The sequence below is a fragment of the Streptomyces sp. NPDC058401 genome, assembly GCF_042722885.1.
GTDB lineage: Bacteria > Actinomycetota > Actinomycetes > Streptomycetales > Streptomycetaceae > Streptomyces.
In genome coordinates this window covers 1-18,658 of record NZ_JBHXKA010000149.1, presented here as the reverse complement: position 1 = coordinate 18,658, position 18,658 = coordinate 1, and the positions used below count along the sequence as shown (strand labels likewise).

Annotated in this window: 15 protein-coding genes; 4 read left to right on the top strand and 11 right to left on the bottom strand. The window is 73.6% G+C overall.

Annotated features, from left to right (window positions below):
* Window positions 1-45: 45 nt before the first annotated feature.
* Complete coding sequence (locus ACFWNV_RS34270; protein WP_383954651.1) at window positions 46-3,033, bottom strand: NACHT domain-containing protein; 2,988 nt, start codon at window positions 3,031-3,033, stop codon at window positions 46-48.
* Between the two features lie 442 nt (window positions 3,034-3,475).
* On the opposite strand from ACFWNV_RS34270, the gene ACFWNV_RS34265 reads away from it, so the two are divergent.
* Window positions 3,476-4,090 carry a M23 family metallopeptidase gene (locus tag ACFWNV_RS34265; protein WP_383954649.1) on the top strand — a complete coding sequence of 205 codons (615 nt, stop codon included), beginning with the start codon at window positions 3,476-3,478 and terminating at the stop codon, window positions 4,088-4,090.
* 61 nt (window positions 4,091-4,151) lie between these two features.
* Here ACFWNV_RS34265 and ACFWNV_RS34260 read toward each other — a convergent pair whose 3' ends face one another.
* The 7 genes from ACFWNV_RS34260 to ACFWNV_RS34230 form a co-directional block, all read right to left on the bottom strand.
* Window positions 4,152-5,432, bottom strand: a complete 1,281-nt coding sequence (locus ACFWNV_RS34260) for a LamG-like jellyroll fold domain-containing protein (protein ID WP_383954647.1) — start codon at window positions 5,430-5,432, stop codon at window positions 4,152-4,154.
* A gap of 64 nt (window positions 5,433-5,496) precedes the next feature.
* Entirely contained in the window at window positions 5,497-6,810 is a 1,314-nt protein-coding gene (gene cseC / locus ACFWNV_RS34255; protein ID WP_383954645.1) for a two-component system sensor histidine kinase CseC, read from the bottom strand.
* A 78-nt stretch (window positions 6,811-6,888) separates the two neighbouring features.
* Window positions 6,889-7,593, bottom strand: coding sequence for a two-component system response regulator CseB (gene cseB, locus ACFWNV_RS34250; protein ID WP_383954643.1), 705 nt, complete (start codon window positions 7,591-7,593; stop codon window positions 6,889-6,891).
* 104 nt (window positions 7,594-7,697) lie between these two features.
* Window positions 7,698-8,354, bottom strand: coding sequence for a hypothetical protein (locus tag ACFWNV_RS34245; protein WP_383954641.1), 657 nt, complete (start codon window positions 8,352-8,354; stop codon window positions 7,698-7,700).
* A 38-nt stretch (window positions 8,355-8,392) separates the two neighbouring features.
* Window positions 8,393-8,953 (bottom strand): SigE family RNA polymerase sigma factor, encoded by a 561-nt coding sequence (locus tag ACFWNV_RS34240; protein WP_069920779.1) that lies wholly within the window; start codon window positions 8,951-8,953, stop codon window positions 8,393-8,395.
* A gap of 179 nt (window positions 8,954-9,132) precedes the next feature.
* A complete protein-coding gene (locus ACFWNV_RS34235) occupies window positions 9,133-10,074 on the bottom strand; it encodes an A/G-specific adenine glycosylase (RefSeq protein WP_383954638.1) in 942 nt (313 codons plus the stop codon).
* A 74-nt stretch (window positions 10,075-10,148) separates the two neighbouring features.
* On the bottom strand, window positions 10,149-10,757 hold the full coding sequence (locus ACFWNV_RS34230; protein ID WP_383954636.1) for a phosphatase PAP2 family protein: 609 nt from the start codon (window positions 10,755-10,757) through the stop codon (window positions 10,149-10,151).
* Between the two features lie 146 nt (window positions 10,758-10,903).
* Between ACFWNV_RS34230 and ACFWNV_RS34225 the strand changes: the two genes are divergently transcribed.
* The gene (locus tag ACFWNV_RS34225; RefSeq protein WP_383954634.1) at window positions 10,904-11,734 is read left to right on the top strand and encodes a hypothetical protein; all 831 of its coding nucleotides are present in this window, start codon (window positions 10,904-10,906) and stop codon (window positions 11,732-11,734) included.
* A 123-nt stretch (window positions 11,735-11,857) separates the two neighbouring features.
* Here the strand turns inward: ACFWNV_RS34225 and disA are convergent, their stop codons facing one another.
* Together disA and radA are read right to left on the bottom strand one after the other, a co-directional pair.
* Window positions 11,858-12,982, bottom strand: a complete 1,125-nt coding sequence (gene disA, locus ACFWNV_RS34220) for a DNA integrity scanning diadenylate cyclase DisA (protein WP_383954632.1) — start codon at window positions 12,980-12,982, stop codon at window positions 11,858-11,860.
* 171 nt (window positions 12,983-13,153) lie between these two features.
* A complete protein-coding gene (gene radA, locus ACFWNV_RS34215; RefSeq protein ID WP_383954630.1) occupies window positions 13,154-14,581 on the bottom strand; it encodes a DNA repair protein RadA in 1,428 nt (475 codons plus the stop codon).
* Window positions 14,582-14,824: 243 nt separating this feature from the next.
* Here radA and ACFWNV_RS34210 point away from each other — a divergent pair, with 243 nt between their 5' ends.
* On the top strand, window positions 14,825-16,666 hold the full coding sequence (locus ACFWNV_RS34210) for a hypothetical protein (RefSeq protein WP_383954628.1): 1,842 nt from the start codon (window positions 14,825-14,827) through the stop codon (window positions 16,664-16,666).
* Between the two features lie 12 nt (window positions 16,667-16,678).
* Here the strand turns inward: ACFWNV_RS34210 and ACFWNV_RS34205 are convergent, their stop codons facing one another.
* Entirely contained in the window at window positions 16,679-17,530 is an 852-nt protein-coding gene (locus ACFWNV_RS34205) for a hypothetical protein (protein WP_383954626.1), read from the bottom strand.
* A 63-nt stretch (window positions 17,531-17,593) separates the two neighbouring features.
* Between ACFWNV_RS34205 and ACFWNV_RS34200 the strand changes: the two genes are divergently transcribed.
* Window positions 17,594-18,541, top strand: coding sequence for a Ppx/GppA family phosphatase (locus ACFWNV_RS34200; protein ID WP_383954624.1), 948 nt, complete (start codon window positions 17,594-17,596; stop codon window positions 18,539-18,541).
* The last annotated feature ends 117 nt before the right edge of the window (window positions 18,542-18,658 follow it).

Below are 18,658 nucleotides of genomic sequence, written 5' to 3'. Positions count from 1 at the left end.
ACCGACCGGTTCCGGGGCCGCCCCTTCGGCGTGCGCCGCCGCCGGTCAGCCCTCGTACACGTCGGACGCCAGCGTCCGCAGCTCCGCCTCCGGGAACCGGTGGGCCGCCCGTGTCCTGGCGGACCCCTCCCACCACCCGCCGACGGCGTGCGCCGTGAGGGTCCTGAGGGCGGGAAGGTGCGCGTGCGCGGCGAGATCGGCTGTCACCCGGGCGGGTAAGGTCAGCTCCCGCAGGCCCCGCAGTGCCGAGAGTTCCGCCCACGCGCCCTTCCCGCCGGGGCCCCAGTCCTCCCCGAGGAGCAGGGCGCGCAGGCTGTCCAGCCGCCCGAGGCCCGCCAGTTCCGGGTCCGCGTCGGCCACGTCGATCACCTCCGGGCGTGCTTCGGGGGCGAAGTCGGTGAAGGACCAGGCGCGGTGTCCCGCGGCCAGCCTGAGCTCGCGCAACCGGGTCCAGGAGGCCAGGGCGGGGCCGAGGGGCACGTCGACGCCGATGCCGAGGGCCACCTCCTCCAGGGGGAGCCCGTACAGCGCGCTCAGGTCGAGCAGCGCGGGCCAGGGCCCGATGGTGAGTCGGCGCAGGGAGGCGTGGCCGCGCAGGAAGCCGAGGTCGCCGCCGCCGAGGTCGGGCAGGCGCAGGCCCGCCACCGGCTGGCGGGCGAGGAAGCGCGTCAGGGCGTCCCGGGTCACCGAGCGGCCGATGGACAGGTCGGGCGGGCCCGTGAAGCGCTTCAGGGCTGCGAGGGCGGAATCCGATCCGACGTGGAGACCGGTGGGCGGCGGGACCATGCGCGCGAGCACCTCGGCCGCGTAGTGATCGGTGTCGAACCGTTCCCAGAGCCGGGTCAGCGTCTCGCGGACCTGCTCGTTGGGGTGGAGGCAGTAGTCGGCGAGGTATCCGATGGCCGCCTCGGAATTGGTCTCCGCGGCCGCGATCAAGAAGCGGCGGGCGTGGCGGTGGATCTCCGCTTCGTGGGGCAGCAGGTCCAGGATCAGCGGCCCGATCCGGCCGAGCGCGTACGCGGCCTCGTCGTTCCGCGGCGGAATGAGCCGGCGGGCGGCCGCCCTGACCTCCTTGCGCAGTTCGGGGTCCAGCTCGGCGGCGTACTCCAGCGACGCGAGGGCCAGCAGGACCGAGCGGTCGGAGTCGCGGACCAGCAGGTCGCCGATGATCGCCGCGCGGTCGTGGGGGCGGCCCTGGGCGACCGCCATGCGGATGACGTCCTCCCACTGGTCGTCGTCCGCGTGCCGGGTCAGCTCCCCGAGACCGCCCTCGTCCAGGGCGGCCCGGGCCCCGAGGAAGTCCTGGAAGGTGCGGTGGACGAACTCCAGGGTGTCTTCCGTGGGCGCGCGCAGGAGTCCGGTCCGCTCCAGGAAGTGCCGTAGTACGGCCGGGGCCTCGCCGAGCACCTGCGCGGCCTGTACGGCGGGCAGTGCGCCGCCGATGAGGTCCTCGGCCCGCTTCCGGGAGATCTGGGTGCGGCCGTTGCGGATCAGCCAGTACGCGAGCCGCTGGAGCAGCTGGAGCTGCGGTTCCTCGGCGAGGTCCGGCAGGCGCAGCTCCCGCTCCCGGTCGCGGCGGTGCAGCAGCATCGACAGGGCGGCGGTGTAGAGCTCCTTGCGGCCCGAGGGCAGGAAGCCCCGGCGTTCGCGGTGCAGGGCGCAGATCAGCCCGCACAGCAGCGGGTTGGTGGCGAGGCGGGCCAGCTCCGGCTTGGTGCGCAGGGACCCCAGGAGCTGCTCGCGGAGCTCTTCGCCGGCCTCGGCGGCCCGGTGCCAGCGGGTGACGAAGGCGGCCACGTCGGCCCGGTTCATGGGAGCGAGGGTCAGCTCGGCGAACTCCTCCGAGGCGAGCCAGTCCTGCCGGACGGCCGAGGGCCGGGAGGTGACCAGCCAGCGGTTGCCGGGGTAGGCGGTGAGCAGATCGGTGAGCCAGTCGCGGGCCCGGTCCCGCTCCCCCCTCGGGATCTCGTCGATGCCGTCCACCAGGACCAGGCCCCGCCCCGCGCCCAGGACCCGGCTCTCCCACCCCTCGGGGGCCCGGCCCTTCAGGGCGGTGGCGATCAGAAAGTCCTCGGGGGCGGGCAGGCGCTCCCCGTAGCGGGTCAGGTTCCGCAGGGGCAGCACGAAGGGGATCAGGCCGCCCTCCGGCTCGTCCCGGGCGGTGGAGACGGCCAGCCACTGGATCAGGGTGGTCTTGCCGGATCCGGCCTCGCCGCGGAGCAGGACGCGGGGCTCGAAGGCCAGTACGTCCTCGGTGCTGAGGGCGGGGGACGGGCCGGGTGCCACGGGTGCCGGGATCGTGGCGCTGCCCTCGCCGCCGGTGCGGCGGGAGCGGGGGGCCGCCTGCAGGGTCACGTACGCCACGTCCAGCGGCCAGCGCGCGGAGCCCGGGGGCAGGTCGAGCCCGAAGATCGTCAGGCTGCCGTGGCGTTTGACGAGGTACTCCCGGTACCCGGCCTCGAACTCGGTGTCGCGGCCGTCCTGGCGGGGGATCCGGGCGAGCAGGGCGTCGATCTTGGCGATGGTCTCGGCCTGGCGGCGGGCCTGCTCGACCAGGGCCGACGGGATGTAGGTGGAGCGGGTCGTGAAGAAGTGCAGGATGTGCAGGCAGGTGGTTTCCAGCAGCCGGTCGTGGAAGAGCCCGGCGTCCCGGCCCAGGCCCGTGGCCGGCGCCGCCCCGCGCAGTTCGGCGGCGAAGGCCCGGGCGCCCATCTCGACCGCCTGGGCGTCTTCCAGGGCCAGGTCCCCGAGGGAGTGCAGGGTGACGGCCAGGGCGGCCGCGACGCCCGCCTCCTGGCCCGGCGGCAGGGGCGCCTCGCCGGGGGCCCGTAAGGCCTCCTCGACGAGCTTGCCGGCCAGCCGGCGCAGGTCGTCCCGGGAGAGGGTGCGCTGCTCGCGCAGGGAGACGTACGAGGAGATCCGTACGGGCCGGTCCACGAGGCCCGCGCCCGCCCCTTCAGCGCGGAAGAGCTTCTTCACGAGGGGGGTCACGACCCCCGAGGCCAGCCGGATCCCCGCCACGGATGCGTCCACGAGCCGGAGCGTACTTCCGGTGTGACGCCGGTCGCAGGGCTTTGGTCCCGGCGGGGGGCGGGCGGAGGTCCCGCGCCGGTGACAAGCCGCACAGGGCAAATCGGACCTACTAGGAGCATTCGTAGAGATCGACGTCCGATTTGCCCCACCGCTGGGCCAGTGGGGAGGCGGTCAACAGGGCTGACAGCCCCCTCTGCATCTACGAGTCCGGGTAGTACCGGGGAGGTTTGGGGAAGCCGGGGTGCCCGGGTTACCAAGGATGAGCAAGCAAGCCCGGCACCCGCTCAGCGTGCCGGGTCCTTTCTTGCCCGAAGCACCCGCAAGACCCGCAGCACCCCGCAAGACCCGCAGCACCCCGCAAGAACCGCAGCACCCCGCAACACCCGCAGTGCCCCGCAGTGCCCGCAGCACCGTCCCCGTCCCCGGCCCGGAGGTTTCCTTCATGTCCGCGAAGCGCGTCAGCATCCGTCGTACCCGTATCGCCATCGGCGCCACCGCCCTCGGCGCGGCCCTGGCCCTCGGTGCCGGGACGACCGCCGCCTTCGCCGACGAGGTGCCCCAGGCCGAGCTGACCGGCACGGTCGAGCTCGTCGCCGAGCAGGCCGCCGCCCAGAGCGCCGCCCTCAAGGCGCAGGCCGCCCTGTGGGAGAAGCCGGTGTCGAAGTACACGCTCTCCGCGACCTTCGGCAAGGGCGGCACCATGTGGTCGCACAAGCACTCCGGCCAGGACTTCGCCGTCCCGGTCGGCACCCAGGTCGACGCCGTCTCCGCGGGCACCGTGGTCAAGGCCGGCCCCAACGGCGGCGGCGACGGCCCGGCCTACGGCAACGCCATCGTGATCAAGCACGCGAACAACACGTACTCCCAGTACGCGCACCTCTCGAAGATCCAGGTCAAGATCGGCGAGAAGGTCTCCAAGGGCGAGCAGATCGCGCTCTCCGGCAACACCGGCAACTCCAGCGGCCCGCACCTCCACTTCGAGATCCGGACCACCCCGAACTACGGCTCGGCCGTGAACCCGGTGTCCTTCCTGCGGACGGTCGGCGTCACCGTCTGACCCACGGCCGGCTGACCGGCCGCAGTCCGACCGGCCGCAGTTCGGTCAGCCCGTCAGCCCGTCAGCCCGTCACCCAGGCGTGGGTGCCGGTGGCGCGGGCGCCGGCGTCCAGCTCGCCCTTGCGGTAGGCGGCGGCCTGCTCGGGGGTGAAGGCCGATCCGTAGAACCGGATGTAGTTGATGGAGCCCGTCCAGGCACCGCCCCACGCGTCCTGGTGGCGGGCCCGGCCCAGCTGCAAGGGGCCCGAGCCCTGCCAGATCCCCGGGACCGCGGCCTCGCCCGTCTTCTTGCCCTCCACGTAGAGGTAGATCATCTTCTTCTCGGCGTCGTGGACGGCCGTCAGCACGGTCCAGGCCTTGACCGTCTTGAGCCCCTCGGCGGCCACGGTCACCATCGTGGGAGCCGCGCCCTGCGCGTTGGTCCGTACCCGGAACACCCAGGCCTGCTTGTCGTTCACCGTGTCGGAGCCCAGCTCGAACGAGAACGTCGCCCCGCTGCCCTGGCTCATGATGATGTGCGCGCCCTTCGCCGCGGACGTGTTCCTGACGCGCGCCGAGAGCGAGAAGCTCTTCGTGGTGTCCACGGCCGCCTCGGTGCCCTGGGCGTACGAGTTCGGGGTGCCCTTGAGGGTGAGCTCGTGGCGCGCGCCCACCTTGGGCACCGTGGCCTCGGGGCCCATGCGCACGTTGGTCTTGCCGACGCTGTCGCGGAGCAGCGCGGGGTCGCTCGCGACGGTGGGGGAGTAGGACTTCGAGGGGGACGCGGCGGGGTCGGGGGATCCGGACGCGGGCGCAGACGCGGAGGGTGCGTTGTCGGCGACGTCGTTCTTGCCGCCGCCGCCCGGCTCGGCGGGCTTCAGCAGGACGAACGCTCCGCCGCCGGCGAGCAGCAGGAGCACGGTCACCGCTCCGCCGATCATCCACAGCCGCTTCTTGCGCCGCTCGGTCGCCGACCGGTCCGCCATCGCCTCCCAGTCCGGCTGCTCGCCGAAGGGCGCGGCCGGCAGACCCTGGCCGGGTCCGGGCGGTCCGGCCGGGCCGGGCTCCTCGGGGAACGGCATCGGGGGGCCGAAGGTGCCGGGCGCGGGCGGGCCCGGCGGGTAGCCGTAGCCGCCGGCCTGCGGGTATCCGTAGCCGTGGCCCTCGCCGGGCGCGCCCTGGTCGGGCCGGCCCTGCGGGTAGCCGTACCCGCCGTCGGGCGCGGGCTGGTCGTACGGGGCGGGACGGCCGGGCGGGAACCCGTAGCCTCCCGGCGCGGGTATACCCGGCGGGAACCCGTAGCCGCCGCTCTCCGGGGCGGGCTCGGGCGGGGGGCTGTTCGGGTGGTCCGTACCGTCAGTCATGGTTCGGATGCTAAAACATCGGCGTCCGCAATCGAACAGCCACCCGCGCCCCGCCCGGACCGACTCAGCCCTCCCGGCGCAGCACAGGGAAGCTCCCCGTCGCCGTCGGCGCGTGTTCCGGCAGCCACAGCACGGCCACCGCGCCCGCCGCCGAGCCGCCCTGGACGAAGCCGCCGGGGGCCGCCACGTTGCGGAACGTCAGCCGGGCGCCCAGCACCCGCGCCTGCCCCTCCGCGATGGTCAGCCCCAGCCCGTGCCCGACCCCGGCCCGGTCCGTGGACCCGGTCCGGAAGCGGCTCGGGCCCTCCCGGAGCAGGGCCTCGGGGAAGCCCGGCCCGTGGTCGCGGACCCGTACGACCCGGCCTTCGACATCGACCTGGACCGGCGCCCGCCCGTACCGCGCGGCATTGGCGAGGAGGTTGCCGAGGATCCGCTCCAGGCGGCGCGGATCGGTGCTGACGATCTCGTCCGCGACGATCCGTACGCTCGCCTCAGGCATCAGCGAGTTCACCCGGCGCTGCACGAACTCGCCCAGCGCCACCTCCTGGAGCTCGGCCCGCTCGGACGCGCTGTCCAGCCGGGCCACCTCCAGTACGTCCTCGACCAGCGCCCGCAGTGCCTGCGCCCGGTCCCGTACGAGCTCGGTCGGCCGGCCCGGGGGCAGCAGTTCCGCGGCCGTGAGCAGGCCCGTCACCGGGGTGCGCAGTTCGTGCGCGATGTCGGCGGTCACCCGCCGCTCCGCCTCCAGCCGCTGCTGGAGCGCGTCCGCCATCGCGTCGACCGCCCGCGCGAGGTCGTCGGTCTCGTCGCGTACGACGCCTCCGACCGCGTCCCGCACCCGTACCTCGGGATCCCCGTGCGCCACGCGCTGTGCGGCGGCCGCGGCCTTGCGCAGCCGGCGCGAGATCTGGCCGCCGATCAGCACGCCGAGCGCCGATCCGCCGACCACCACGGCCAGGGAGCCGATGACGAGGGCCCGGTCCAGGTCGCGCACCATGTTGGCGCTCTCCCGGAACTGCGTGTGCAGCGACAGCACCTGCCCGTTGCCGAGCGGTACGGCCGCCCACACCTCGGGGAGGCCGTGCGGGTTGTCCTGGATGTAGGTGCCGCGCCGCCCGGACCGGGCCTTCTCGCGCAGCTCACCGGGCAGGTCGGGGTCGTTGAGCTTGGCGCCCATGGGGGGCTTGCGGCCGGCCTCGGCGTTGCGGGAGATGAACTGCACCCGGTCGAGCTGCACCTCGCGCGCGCTTTCCAGCATCGATACGCGGGCAGCACTGTGGACCACCAGGCTCAGGGCGATGGCGGTCAGCGCGCCCACGGACGCGATGGCGAGCGTGATCTTCCAGCGGATCCCGGTCCGCAGGGTGAACCGCTTCATTCAGCTTTCATTCCCGTTTCGTTCCCGGGCTCGTCGTGCATCCCGCGCTCGTCCCCCGTGCTCGTTCCCTTCAAGGCATCAGGCCTTGAGCTTGTATCCGAATCCCCGGACCGTCTCGATCCGGTCCTGCCCGATCTTGGTGCGCAGCCGCTGGACGTGGACGTCCACGACGCGGGTGTCGCCGCCCCAGTCGTAGTCCCAGACCCGCTCCAGCAGCCGGTCGCGCGAGAGCACGGTGCCGGGGGAGGTGGAGAACTCCAGCAGCAGCCGCATCTCGGTGGGGGTCAGGGCCACCGAGACGCCGGCCTTGCGCACCTCCATGCCCTCCGTGTCGACCTCCAGGTCGCCGAAGAGCAGGACCCCGCGCTCGCCGGAGTCGTCCTCCTCGCTCCCGCCCCCCTGCGGACCGCCCGCGTGGCCGAAGCGGCGGAGCACGGCGCGGATGCGGGCGACGAGGACGGAGCCGTCGAAGGGCTTGGTGACGTAGTCGTCGGCGCCCGCCTCCAGGCCCAGGACCACGTCGATGGAGTCGGCGCGCGCGGACAGCATGATGACGGGAACGGTGGACTCGTCGCGGATGCGGCGGCACAGGCTCACCCCGTCCATCCCGGGCACCATGACGTCGAGCAGTGCGATGTCGGGCCGGTCCGCCCGGAAGGACTCCAGACCGGACAGCCCGTCGGGCATGGCCGTGACCACGAACCCGTCGCGTTCCAGCGCCAGGGTCGTGGCCTCGCGGATGACGTCGTCGTCCTCCACGAACAGCACATGGGTCTCGGCCATCGGGAGCCTCGCCTCGCCTCGGTACTCGTTGCTCGGTTCTTCGGATGCTCGGTCTTCGTACGGTCAGCTCTTCTTGTCTTCTTGCTCTTCTCGCCGTCTCGCGGTCAGCTCTTCGGGCTGACCGCCGGCGCGGGGAGCGTCCCGCCGTCGACCACGTTGCTGTAGTCGGTGTGCACCCGGTCCTGCTCGGTGAACCGTTCACCGTTCCAGCGGTAGGTGATCAGGTCCTCGCCGGAGGGGTAGGAGAGCGCGTCGCTCTTCCCGTAGACCGGCTTGGTGACGACCAGGTCGCCCCGGTCGATCTCCGCGTAGACGGGCGGCTGCTCGTCCGAGAAGACATTCTCGTACGAGGCCCCGTCCGCGCGGTACACGAACGAACCGCGGCCCAGCGCATCGGCGCAGGACAGGACGTTGACCACGATGTCGACCTCCGGGCCGCCGGTGACCTTCCCGTAGCTCACGTCCACCGGGTACTCCTTGCCCGAGCAGGGCTTCAGGTCCCGCTTGATGTCCGCGCTGATCTTGGGGTCCGCCTTGATCAGGGCGATCGGGTCGACCTTGGGCCCCGGCTTGCCGGAGGCCTTCGGGACCACCGGGGCGGCGGTGCCCGCGTCGTGCTCCGAGGGCACGGAGGAGGCGGCTCCGGTCTTGGCCACCGACTCGGTGCGGGCCGGGCCGCCGTCCCGCAGCCCCGTGCCCCCCGTCGAGCAGCCGACCGCGAACAGCACGGTGCCGACGAGGACGACCGTCCCCGCCGACATCAGTACCACCGAGCTCCTGCCGCTCAGTCTTTGGCCAATCAGGCCGCGCACCGCTCACGCCCCTCGTACCGGATGGTGTGGTCACCGCGCTCCAGCGCCCGCATGTCCAGGTCCCGGCTCTCCAGTTCCTGGCGGAGCCGGGCCAGTGCGCGGTGCAGAGTGCTCTTCACGGTTCCCGCCGACATGCCGAGCGCCGCTGCCGTCTCCTCGGTGCTCATCTGCTCCCAGTGTCGCAGCACCACCACACTGCGCTGCTTGGGCGCGAGCACCTTGAGGATGTCCATGAGCAGGGCGCGGTCGGCGCGCTGGTCCGAGCCGTCCTCGACGGATGCGTCGGGGAGCTGCTCGGTGGGAACCTCTTCGAGCTTGCGGGCCCGCCACCATTCGGTGCGGGTGTTGATCATGACACGGCGCAGGTAGGCGTCGGCGAGGGATTTGTCGGCGATGCCGTCCCAGCGGCCGTAGGTGCGCACGAGGGCGGTCTGCAGGAGGTCCTGCGCGTCCGTCGGGTCCGGAACCAGGCGACGGGCACTGCGCAGCAGCGCGTCCTGCCGGGTGCGTACGTACTCTTCGAATTCGAGTACCTCGCCGTGCGCCATCTCAGACCGCCTCCGTTCCGACCAACCGCTGAACCGCTGCCTTACGGATTCGACGGTACGGAGGCGTTGTCACGGCCCTGTGCGGGTCAGCCTTCGGTGGGCGCACGGACACCCATAGGTTATGTAACAGCGTCCGTGAGCTGCGGTTTCCCCGGACAAACGGAATGTCTGAGTCAGCCTCAGGAGGCTTCGGGGGTACGGCCGGGGGCGGCCTCGGGACCGGCCTTCGGGGGCCCGGCCGGAAGCCGGTACATGAGGCCCGGCAGCGGTTCCACGAGCCCGTCCGAGACCAGCCCGTCGAGCGCGCGGGCCCGCTGTACGGGCTCCTCCCAGACGGTGTCGAGGAGGGACTGCGGCACGGCGCCGACCGCCTCGCGGAGCACCGCGAGGAGTCTGCCGCGCACCTGCCGGTCCGTCCCGGCGTACGTCTGCCCGCGCCGCGGCGGTCCCTCGTGCGGTGGCTTGCCGGCCAGCCGCCACGCGCACAGCCCGGACACCGGGCAGCTCCCGCAGTCCGGGCTCTTGGCCGTGCACACCAGCGCCCCGAGCTCCATGGAGGCCGCCGCCCAGCGGGCCGCGGTGTCCTCGTCCGCGGGCAGCAGGGCCCGCGCCAGGCGGCGCTCGGCGGCGGTCGTGGCGTTCGGCGGGTACTCGACCCCGGTCGCGGTCCGGGCGAAGACCCGGCGCACGTTCGTGTCGAGGACCGCGTGCCGCTGCCCGTAAGCGAAGGAGGCCACGGCCGCCGCCGTGTACTCGCCGATCCCGGGCAGGGCCAGCAAATGGGCGTGCTCGCGCGGTACGTCGCCCCCGTGCCGCTCCGTTATGGCGACGGCCGCGCCGTGCAGGCGCAGGGCCCGGCGCGGATAACCGAGGCGGCCCCAGGCGCGTACGGCCTCGCCCGGGGCGTCGGCGGCGAGGTCGGCGGGCCGGGGCCAGCGGGCGAGCCACTGCTCGTAGACCGGCAGGACCCGGTTGACGGGGGTCTGCTGGAGCATGAACTCGCTGACCATCACCCCCCAGGGGCCGGCCTCGGGGCGGCGCCAGGGCAGGTCGCGGGCGTGGGCTTCGAACCACGCGATGACGGGGGAGTGCAGCGCGGTGGTGGGAATGGTTGCAGTCATGGCAGACGGCATCCTGGCACGTTTCGGGCCCGGGGACCTCGTGTCGCTCCCCGGCGGCGCGACCCGTACGGGTCTCAGCGGGCGGGGTCGGGTCCGGTGATCAGGACGGCGGTACGGCTGCCGCTCGCCCGGACGGCGGAGACGACCCTGGTCGCGGGCCCGGCGAGGGCGAGGGCGGCGAGCGCGGCGAGGCTCGCGCCGAGCAGCAGGCCCATGGCCACGTCGTGCGGGTAGTGGACGCCGACGAAGACGCGGGAGAAGGCCATCAGCAGGGCCAGCGGCAGGGTCAGCAGGGCGAGCCCCCGCACCGCCAGTGCCAGGGCCACCGCCGCGGCGCCCGCGATGGTGGCGTGATTGCTGGGGAAGGACCAGTCGCCGGTGGCCGGGCACTTGATCAGCGAGGCCGCCGCCCCGGCGACGGCCCGGCAGGGGCGCTCCTCGTCGACGCTGGACTTCACCAGCTCGGAGGCGACGTAGGCCAGGGCGGTGACGAAGGGGGCGAGCACCGCGAGCGCCACCGTGCGGGGGTCGCGGGCGCCGCGCGAGCGCCACCACACGGCTATGAAGAGGGCGCCGAAGGCGAGCAGCCCGTACTCCGTCCAGATCTCGAGCGCCGATTGCACCCAGCCGGGGGTCGAGTGGGCGAAGTCGGTGACGTCGAGGTAGAGGCCGGAGCTGTCCATGGTGACTGAAGGTACCTAAATCGGAATAACGTCCTCATCAGTCTCGCGCGTCTCAGATCACCCCGCGGGATGATCATCGGCAAAACAAGCCGTCTGCGCGGCATGTGGGCACGGATCGCGCCCCGAACTCTCGTAAGGTTCCGTCCGTGGGATCTCTGCGCAATCCGGTCGGGCCGCTCCCCTCCTCCATCTACTGGCGACGGAGGGCCGTGCTGGCGTCCGTTGCCGCGCTCCTCGCGATGCTCGCCGTATGGACCGTCAGTTCCGGTGCGGGCAAGTCGAGTACCAACGGCAAGGGCCAGGGCGGCTCCGGTCCCGTCACCCAAATCACCCCCGGACCCTCGGGATCCGGTCCGGCGATCAGTCAGGCCCCGGGCGGGCGCGGCGGATCGGGCTCGGGCGGCGGCTCCACCGCGGGCACCGGCACCGGCACGGGCTCCGACCCCGGTGCGAGCCCCGGCACGGGCAAGAACGGCGAACCGGGCTCCGGGACCGGCACGGCCGGCCAGGGCGGGACGGAAGGCTCCGGCGGCAACGGCGCGGGCCAGGTCGTCCCGGCGGACTCGCCGGTGCCCACGTGCGCGCCGGGTGCGCTGCAGTGGGAGGTCAAGAGCGTGAAGAACGAGTACGAGGCGAGCGAGAAGCCGCGCCTCGAACTCATCGCGCGCAACGTCTCGGGCACGACCTGCAAGGTCGATCTCGGCCCGAAGCAAGCCGTGCTGACGATCACTCAGGCGAGCAACGCCAAGCCGGTCTGGTCCTCGGCGGACTGCCCGGCGGGCGCGGCCAACGTGTTCTACCGGGTGCCCTCGCAGGGCGAGACCAAGCAAGCCCTGGACTGGGACCGCCACTTCAGCGAGGCCACCCAGTGCCAGACGCCTCCGGCGGGGGTGGCGGCGGCGGACACGTACGTGGTCGAGGTCAAGTCCCCGGGCATGCCGGTGGCGCGGACCTCGTTCGTGCTGAAGCCGGAGTAGGAGTCCCCGGAGGGGCTGGATTGCCCGCAGGCAAATTCAGCCCCTCCGGCGTTTGAGGAGCGGGGTCCGGGGCGGAGCCCGGGAGCGGCGCGCGGCCGCAACCCCGCGGAGCCGGGCCGCAGGCTAGACGTACCGCTCCAGGATGGAGGACTCCGCCAGCCGCGAGAGCCCCTCGCGCACGCTGCGCGCACGCGCCTCGCCGACGCCGTCGACCGTCTGGAGGTCGTCCACCGAGGCGGCGAGCAGCTTCTGCAGTCCGCCGAAGTGCTCCACCAGCCGCTCGATGATCGCCCCGGGCAGCCGCGGCACCTTCGCCAGCAGCCGGTACCCGCGCGGGGACACCGCCGAGTCCAGGGTCTCGGGCGAGCCCGTGTACCCCAGGGCCTTCGCCACGATCGCCAGCTCCAGCAGCTCCGGATGCGTCAGCGCGTCCAGCGCGGGCAGCGCCTCGTCCACCGTGCGGGAACGCTTCGCCGTCGGCTCCGGCACGTAGTCCCGGATGACGAGCTCCCGCTCCTGCTCGATCCCGACCGTCAGCTCGTCGAGCTGGAGGGAGAGCAGCCGGCCGTCCGTGCCGAGCTCCACCACGTACTCCGCGATCTCCGTCGCGATGCGCCGCACCATCTCCAGCCGCTGCGCCACCGCCGTGACGTCGCGGACCGTCACCAGGTCCTCGATCTCCAGCGCGGACAGCGTCCCGGCGACCTCGTCCAGGCGGAGCTTGTACCGCTCCAGCGTGGCCAGCGCCTGGTTCGCCCGCGACAGGATCGCCCCGGACTCCTCCAGCACGCGCCGCTCGCCGTCCACGTACAGCGCGATCAGCCGCATCGACTGCGAGACCGACACCACCGGGAAACCGCACTGCTTCGAGACCCGGTCCGCGGTGCGGTGCCGGGTGCCGGTCTCCTCGGTGTGGATCGACGCGTCGGGCACCAGCTGGACGCCCGCCCGCAGGATCTTGGTGATGTCCTTGTCCAGGATCAGCGCGCCGTCGAGCTTGCACAGCTCGCGCAGCCGGGTCGCGGTGAACTCCACGTCCAGGACGAAACCGCCCGTGCACATGGCCTCGACGGACTTGTCCATGCCGAGGACGATGAGCCCTCCGGTGTTGCCGCGAACGATCCGTTCGAGCCCGTCACGTAGGGGCTGACCAGGTGCGACCGCGCTCAGTGAGGCGCGCATCATGGCGTCCTGCTTGGAGCTCGCGCCCGACTTCCCGGATGCTGCTGCCCCGTCCTTGGCTGCCACTGCACTCCTCCGGTCGCGGGATGTACCGCCTGCGTACGGCCGGGCGGACCATCCCGAAGTCTACCGGCGCGGCCCCGGCCCCCGCCGTGCCTTGGCCGGGACGGGCCGGGGAGCACCCCGTCCGGGGCCGCTGACCTGCTGCGGAGGGCCGGCCGGGGTGCTCAGGGAGTGCTACTGGCCCGTGGCGGCTTCCTTGGAGTCCTTCGCCGACGTACGCGACCGCCCGCGCGGCAGCACCCGTAGGGCGTCGCCCATGTCGGCGACCTCGGTCACCTTCATGCCCGCCGGCACCTTCCCCGGGTCCACCGGCACCAGCGCGTGCGTGAAGCCCAGCCGGAACGCCTCGGCGAGCCGCCGCTGCACGCCCGTCACGCGCCGGACCTCGCCCGCGAGGCCGACCTCCCCGATGGCCACCAGGTTCTTCGGGAGCGGTACGTCGCTGGCCGCCGAGGCCAGCGCCAGCGCGACGGCCAGGTCGGCGGCCGGCTCGGTCAGCTTCACCCCGCCCACGGTCGCGGTGTAGATGTCCCGCTTGCCCAGCGCCGTGATCCGCCCGCGCTGCTCCAGTACCGCCAGCATCATCGAGACGCGCGAGGTCTCCAGCCCGGAGGTGGTGCGGCGCGGGGAGGGGATCTGCGAGTCCACCGTCAGCGCCTGCACCTCGGCGACCAGGGGCCGCTTGCCCTCCAGGGTCACCGTCAGGCAGGTGCCGGGTACGGCCTCGGTGCGGCGGGTCAGGAACAGCCCGCTCGGGTCGGCGAGCCCGGTGATGCCCTCGTCGTGCAGCTCGAAGCAGCCGACCTCGTCCGTGGCGCCGTACCGGTTCTTCACCCCGCGCACGAGGCGCAGCCGCGCGTGCCGGTCGCCCTCGAAGCTCAGCACCACGTCGACGAGGTGCTCCAGCAGGCGGGGACCGGCGATCGCCCCGTCCTTGGTGACGTGGCCGACGAGCAGCGTGGACATCCCGCGCTCCTTGGAGGCCCGGATCAGCGCCCCCGCCACTTCCCGGACCTGCGCCATGCCGCCGGGCGCGCCGTCGATCTCGGGGGAGGCCACCGTCTGTACGGAGTCCATGATCAGCAGCGAGGGCTTCACGGCGTCCAGGTGCCCGAGCACGGCCGACAGGTCGGTCTCGGCGGCGAGGTAGAGGTGGTCGCTGAGCGCGCCGATCCGCTCGGCCCGCAGCCGCACCTGGCTCGCCGACTCCTCTCCGGTGACGTAGAGGGTGCGGTGCTCGTCGGAGGCCGCCTTCGCCGCGACGTCGAGCAGCAGCGTGGACTTGCCCACGCCCGGCTCGCCCGCGAGCAGGACGACCGCGCCGGGGATCAGCCCGCCGCCCAGCACCCGGTCCAGCTCGTCCACGCCGGTGCTGCGCGCGGTCGCGGTCCGGACGTCGACCTGCCCGATCGGCACGGCCGCCGTGGTGACCCGGCCGGCCGCGGTGGTGCGCACGGCGGGGGCGCCGCCGAGCTCCTCGACGGTGCCCCAGGCCTGGCACTCGGGGCACCGGCCCAGCCACTTGGCGGTGGAGTACCCGCACTCGGTACAACGGTAGGACGGCCGGTCCTTGGCGGATGAACGAGATGTACGGGCAGCCATGCGGCCCACCGTAGCCGCCGCCACCGACAGGCCTTCCCGTACCGGCCACCAGGCGGTCCCGCGACGGCCCGCGCGTCGGTCCGCGCGTCGGTCCGCGCGTCGGTCCGCGGGCGGTGGCGGCGTACACGCCGTGGCGTGCACCGTCAGGGATGCCGTCAGCACGGCGCCGATCTGTTCACCCGTAAGGGCTAAAACTGGTGAAGGCTTCCGGAGCGCCACCGGCGCGCCGCCTACGGTCACCGAGTGACCAGCAGCAACCAGGGACACCCCGCTCCGCGCACCGGCGCACACCGGGCGCACGGGCGCACGCCCCCCGAGGCGACCAGGGTGGAGCAGCCGCCACCGTTCCGGTACGAGCCCTACCTGGACGGGCTGTTCACGTACTGCCTCTCGGTCCTGTGCGACCACGACACCGCCACCGACGTGCTCGGCGACGTCCTCGCCGTGGCCGACCGCCATCCCGGCCGCTGCCCCGACGAGGGGGACCGGCGGGCCTGGCTGTACGCCCTCGCCCGCTGGGCCTGCCTGCGCAGGCTCGCCGAGCGGCGGCGCACGCGCCACGGGTACGGGGGAGCGCATTCCGCCCGGCGTGCACCGGAGCACACCGTCGCCGGCCGTGCGCCGGATTCCGCGACGGCGAGCGCCGACGCGAACGCGGCGGCGAACGCCGCGGCGGCCGGCGACGGCGGTCCCGATAGTCACGACGGCCCCGATGGCCACGGTGGTCACAGCGGTCCCGGCAGCCTCGACGTGTACGCCTACCGCCGCACCGAGCTCGCCCGCCTCGCCTGGCCGGAGGCCGCCGGCACCACTCCCGAGCAGCGCGAGGCCCTCGAACTCGCCGTCCGCCACCGCCTCGGCGTCCCCGAACTCGCCGCCGTCCTCGGTACGCCCCCGGCCGCCGCCCGCGAGCTGCTCTCCGGCGCCGCCTGCGAGGTGGAGCGCACCCGGGCCGCCCTCGCCGTCGTGGAGACGGGCAACTGCCCGACCGTGTCCCGGCTCACCGGCGACGACGGGGACGGCGGAGGAGACGGCAACCTGCTCCTCTCCTCCTCCCTGCGCGCCGAACTCGTCCGCCACGTCGACGACTGCCCGCGCTGCCGCCGGGTCGCCGAACGGGTGGGCGCCGCAGGGCCCTGGCCCGGCTCGGGCGGCATCAACACCGCCGCCCTCCCGCTGGTCGCGGCCCCGCGCACCGCCGTCCACGCCGCGATGCTCCGCTCGGGCGGCCGCCGCGGCGCCGGAACCGGCCCGCGCTTCGACCGCACCGGGTTCCCGATGGACCCCAAGGACCGTGCGGCCCGCCGCGACCGGCTGCGCACCCGCGCCGTGACCACCACGGTCGTCGCCACCGTCGTCGCGGCCCCGGTGCTGGCCCTGTGGGCCGCCTACCGGGGCGTCCCCAGCACCGGGGAACCCGTCGGCAACGGCTCCACGCGCATCTCCGCGAGCGAGGCGGAGCTCCCGCAGGCCCGTACCGACGGCCGCCCGCTGACGGCCTACGAGAACGCGGGCAACGCCGCCGTCGCCACCGACGGCCCCGACTTCGCCCTGTCCGAGGCGGCCCCCGACGTCTCCGTGGAGGTCATCAGCAGCGGCGCCCCGCCGAGCTCCGCACCCGACGCGCCTGGCGCCCCGGGCCGGCTGACCGTGGCCGCCTCCACCCACGGAGCGACCACCCTGCTCACCCTCACCGCGTCGGGCGGCGCCCCGGTCGACTGGCGGCTGTGGTCCGACGCCCCGTGGCTGCGCGCCAGTACGACCTCGGGCCGGCTGGCGCCAGGAGAATCGGTCACCCTACGGATCACCGTGGACTCCGCGGCCCAGCCCGTAGGGGCCTGGAGCGCCCGGGTCGGGGTGGACCCGGGCGGCGCGGTGATCTCCATCCGGGGCCGGGGCCGCCCGGCACCCACCCCGCCCGGCCCGGAGCCCACTCCGACGCCGACTCCGACCCCGACACCCACCCCGACGCCGACTCCGACCCTGGAGCCCTCGCCCACGCCCACCCCGACGCCCACCCCGACTCCGACCCCGAGCCCCTCCGACGGAGCCACGCCGGGGCCGACTCCGACGCCGGCCCCGTAGCCCTCCTACGGGCTACGCCGCGGGGCCGGGTGCGGGATCGGCCGGGTGCGGGGCCATCGGCAGCAGCGAGGAGAGCCGCGCCTCGCAGAGCCGTACGAGCTCCGCGTACGCCTCCTTGCCCATCAGCTCCGTCAGCTCGGGGCGGTACGACTCGTACACCGGCTTGCCGGCGCCGTGCGCGGAGGTGGCCGAGGTGCACCACCAGTGCAGGTCGTGGCCGCCCGGACCCCAGCCGCGCCGGTCGTACTCGCCGATCGACACCTGCAGCACGCGGGTGTCGTCGGGCCGGTCGATCCACTCGTAGGTCCGCCGGACCGGAAGCTGCCAGCACACGTCCGGCTTGGTCTCCAGCGGCTCCTGGCCGCCGCGTACCGCCAGGATGTGCAGCGAACAGCCGGCCCCGGCCGGGAAGCCGGGCCGGTTCAGGAAGATGCACGCGCCGTCCCAGCGGCGGGTCTGCTTCTCCCCGTCGTCGTCGTGCTGCGTCCAGCCGGTCTCGCTGCCGACGTCGTGGAACTGCCACAGCTCCGGCGTCAGCCGCGCCACGTTCTCGGCGACCCGCTTCTCGTCGTCCTCGTCGGAGAAGTGCGCGCCGAGCGTGCAGCAGCCGTCGTCCGCGCGGCCCGCCTGAATGCCCTGGCAGCCGCTGCCGAAGATGCAGGTCCAGCGGGAAGTGAGCCAGGTCAGGTCGCAGCGGAAGACCTGCTCCTCGTCGGCGGGGTCGGGGAACTCCACCCAGGCCCGCGGAAAGTCGAGCCCCTTCTCGTCCGCCTCGGCGGCCTTGGCTCCCTTGGCGGGCTTACCGGCCTTGTCGGCCTTGGCGACCTTGGTCTTGGGCTTGTTGGCCTTCTTCGTATTTGGCACAAACCCCAGCCTAAGCGCCCCTTACTCCACCCCTACGCCTTTGGACCAGTAGCGTTTCCCCCCATGAGACTCGGTGTCCTTGATGTGGGTTCGAACACGATCCATCTGCTGGTGGTGGACGCGCACCCCGGTGCGCGCCCGCTGCCCGCGCACTCGCACAAGGTGGAGCTGCGGCTGGCGGAGCTGCTCGACGAACACGGCGCGGTGACGCCCGAGGGCGTCGAGCGGCTGGTTTCCGTCATCGGGGACGCCGTGCAGGCCGCCGAGGACAAGGGGTGCGAAGACGTACTCCCCTTCGCCACGAGCGCGGTACGGGAAGCCACGAACGCCGACGAGGTCCTGGCCCGGGTCAAGGCCGAGACGGGCGTGGACCTGCCCGTCCTCAGCGGCGACGACGAAGCCCGCCTGACGTTCCTCGCGGCCCGCCGCTGGTTCGGCTGGTCGGCGGGCAAGCTGCTGCTCCTCGACATCGGCGGGGGCTCGCTGGAGATCGCGTACGGCATCGACGAGGACCCGGACGCGGCCGTCTCCCTCCCCCTGGGCGCGGGCCGCCTGACGGCGGGCTGGCTCCCGGGCGACCCGCCGGACCAGTCGGACATCCGGGCGCTGCGGCGTCACGCACGGGCCCAGATCGCCCGCACGGTCGGCGAGTTCAGCCGCTTCGGGCCGCCGGACCGGGTGGTGGCCACCTCGAAGACCTTCAAACAGCTGGCCCGGATCGCGGGCGCGGCCCGCTCCGCGGACGGCCTCTACATCCAGCGGGACCTGACCCGGAAGTCCCTGGAGGAATGGGTCCCGCGCCTGGCGGCGATGACCACCGCCCAGCGGTCCGCCCTCCCGGGCGTCTCGGAGGGCCGCTCCAACCAGCTGCTCGCCGGTGCGCTGGTGGCGGAGGGCGCGATGGACCTCCTGGGCGTCGAGTCCCTGGAAATCTGCCCCTGGGCCCTCCGGGAAGGCGTCATCCTCCGCCGCCTGGACCACCTGGGGCGGTCCACGCCGGTCGGCGTGTAACGGGGGCTCGGCCCCGGTCGCCTCAAACGCCGGCGGGGCTGGGGGTGGCCTGGGCGCTGGGCTTGCTGCGTGGGGTGGGGTGGTGCCGGGGTCGGGGTGGGGTGTTGGCCTGGACTG

Coding starts and splice junctions, on each gene's coding strand:
- ACFWNV_RS34245 (WP_383954641.1), bottom strand. CDS start 8,354: ATGTCGGCGGGGACGGTCGTCCTCGTCGGCACCGTGCTGTTCGCGGTC.
- cseC (WP_383954645.1), bottom strand. CDS start 6,810: ATGAAGCGGTTCACCCTGCGGACCGGGATCCGCTGGAAGATCACGCTC.
- ACFWNV_RS34265 (WP_383954649.1), top strand. CDS start 3,476: ATGTCCGCGAAGCGCGTCAGCATCCGTCGTACCCGTATCGCCATCGGC.
- ACFWNV_RS34230 (WP_383954636.1), bottom strand. CDS start 10,757: ATGGACAGCTCCGGCCTCTACCTCGACGTCACCGACTTCGCCCACTCG.
- ACFWNV_RS34235 (WP_383954638.1), bottom strand. CDS start 10,074: ATGACTGCAACCATTCCCACCACCGCGCTGCACTCCCCCGTCATCGCG.
- cseB (WP_383954643.1), bottom strand. CDS start 7,593: ATGGCCGAGACCCATGTGCTGTTCGTGGAGGACGACGACGTCATCCGC.
- ACFWNV_RS34240 (WP_069920779.1), bottom strand. CDS start 8,953: ATGGCGCACGGCGAGGTACTCGAATTCGAAGAGTACGTACGCACCCGG.
- ACFWNV_RS34260 (WP_383954647.1), bottom strand. CDS start 5,432: ATGACTGACGGTACGGACCACCCGAACAGCCCCCCGCCCGAGCCCGCC.
- ACFWNV_RS34200 (WP_383954624.1), top strand. CDS start 17,594: ATGAGACTCGGTGTCCTTGATGTGGGTTCGAACACGATCCATCTGCTG.
- radA (WP_383954630.1), bottom strand. CDS start 14,581: ATGGCTGCCCGTACATCTCGTTCATCCGCCAAGGACCGGCCGTCCTAC.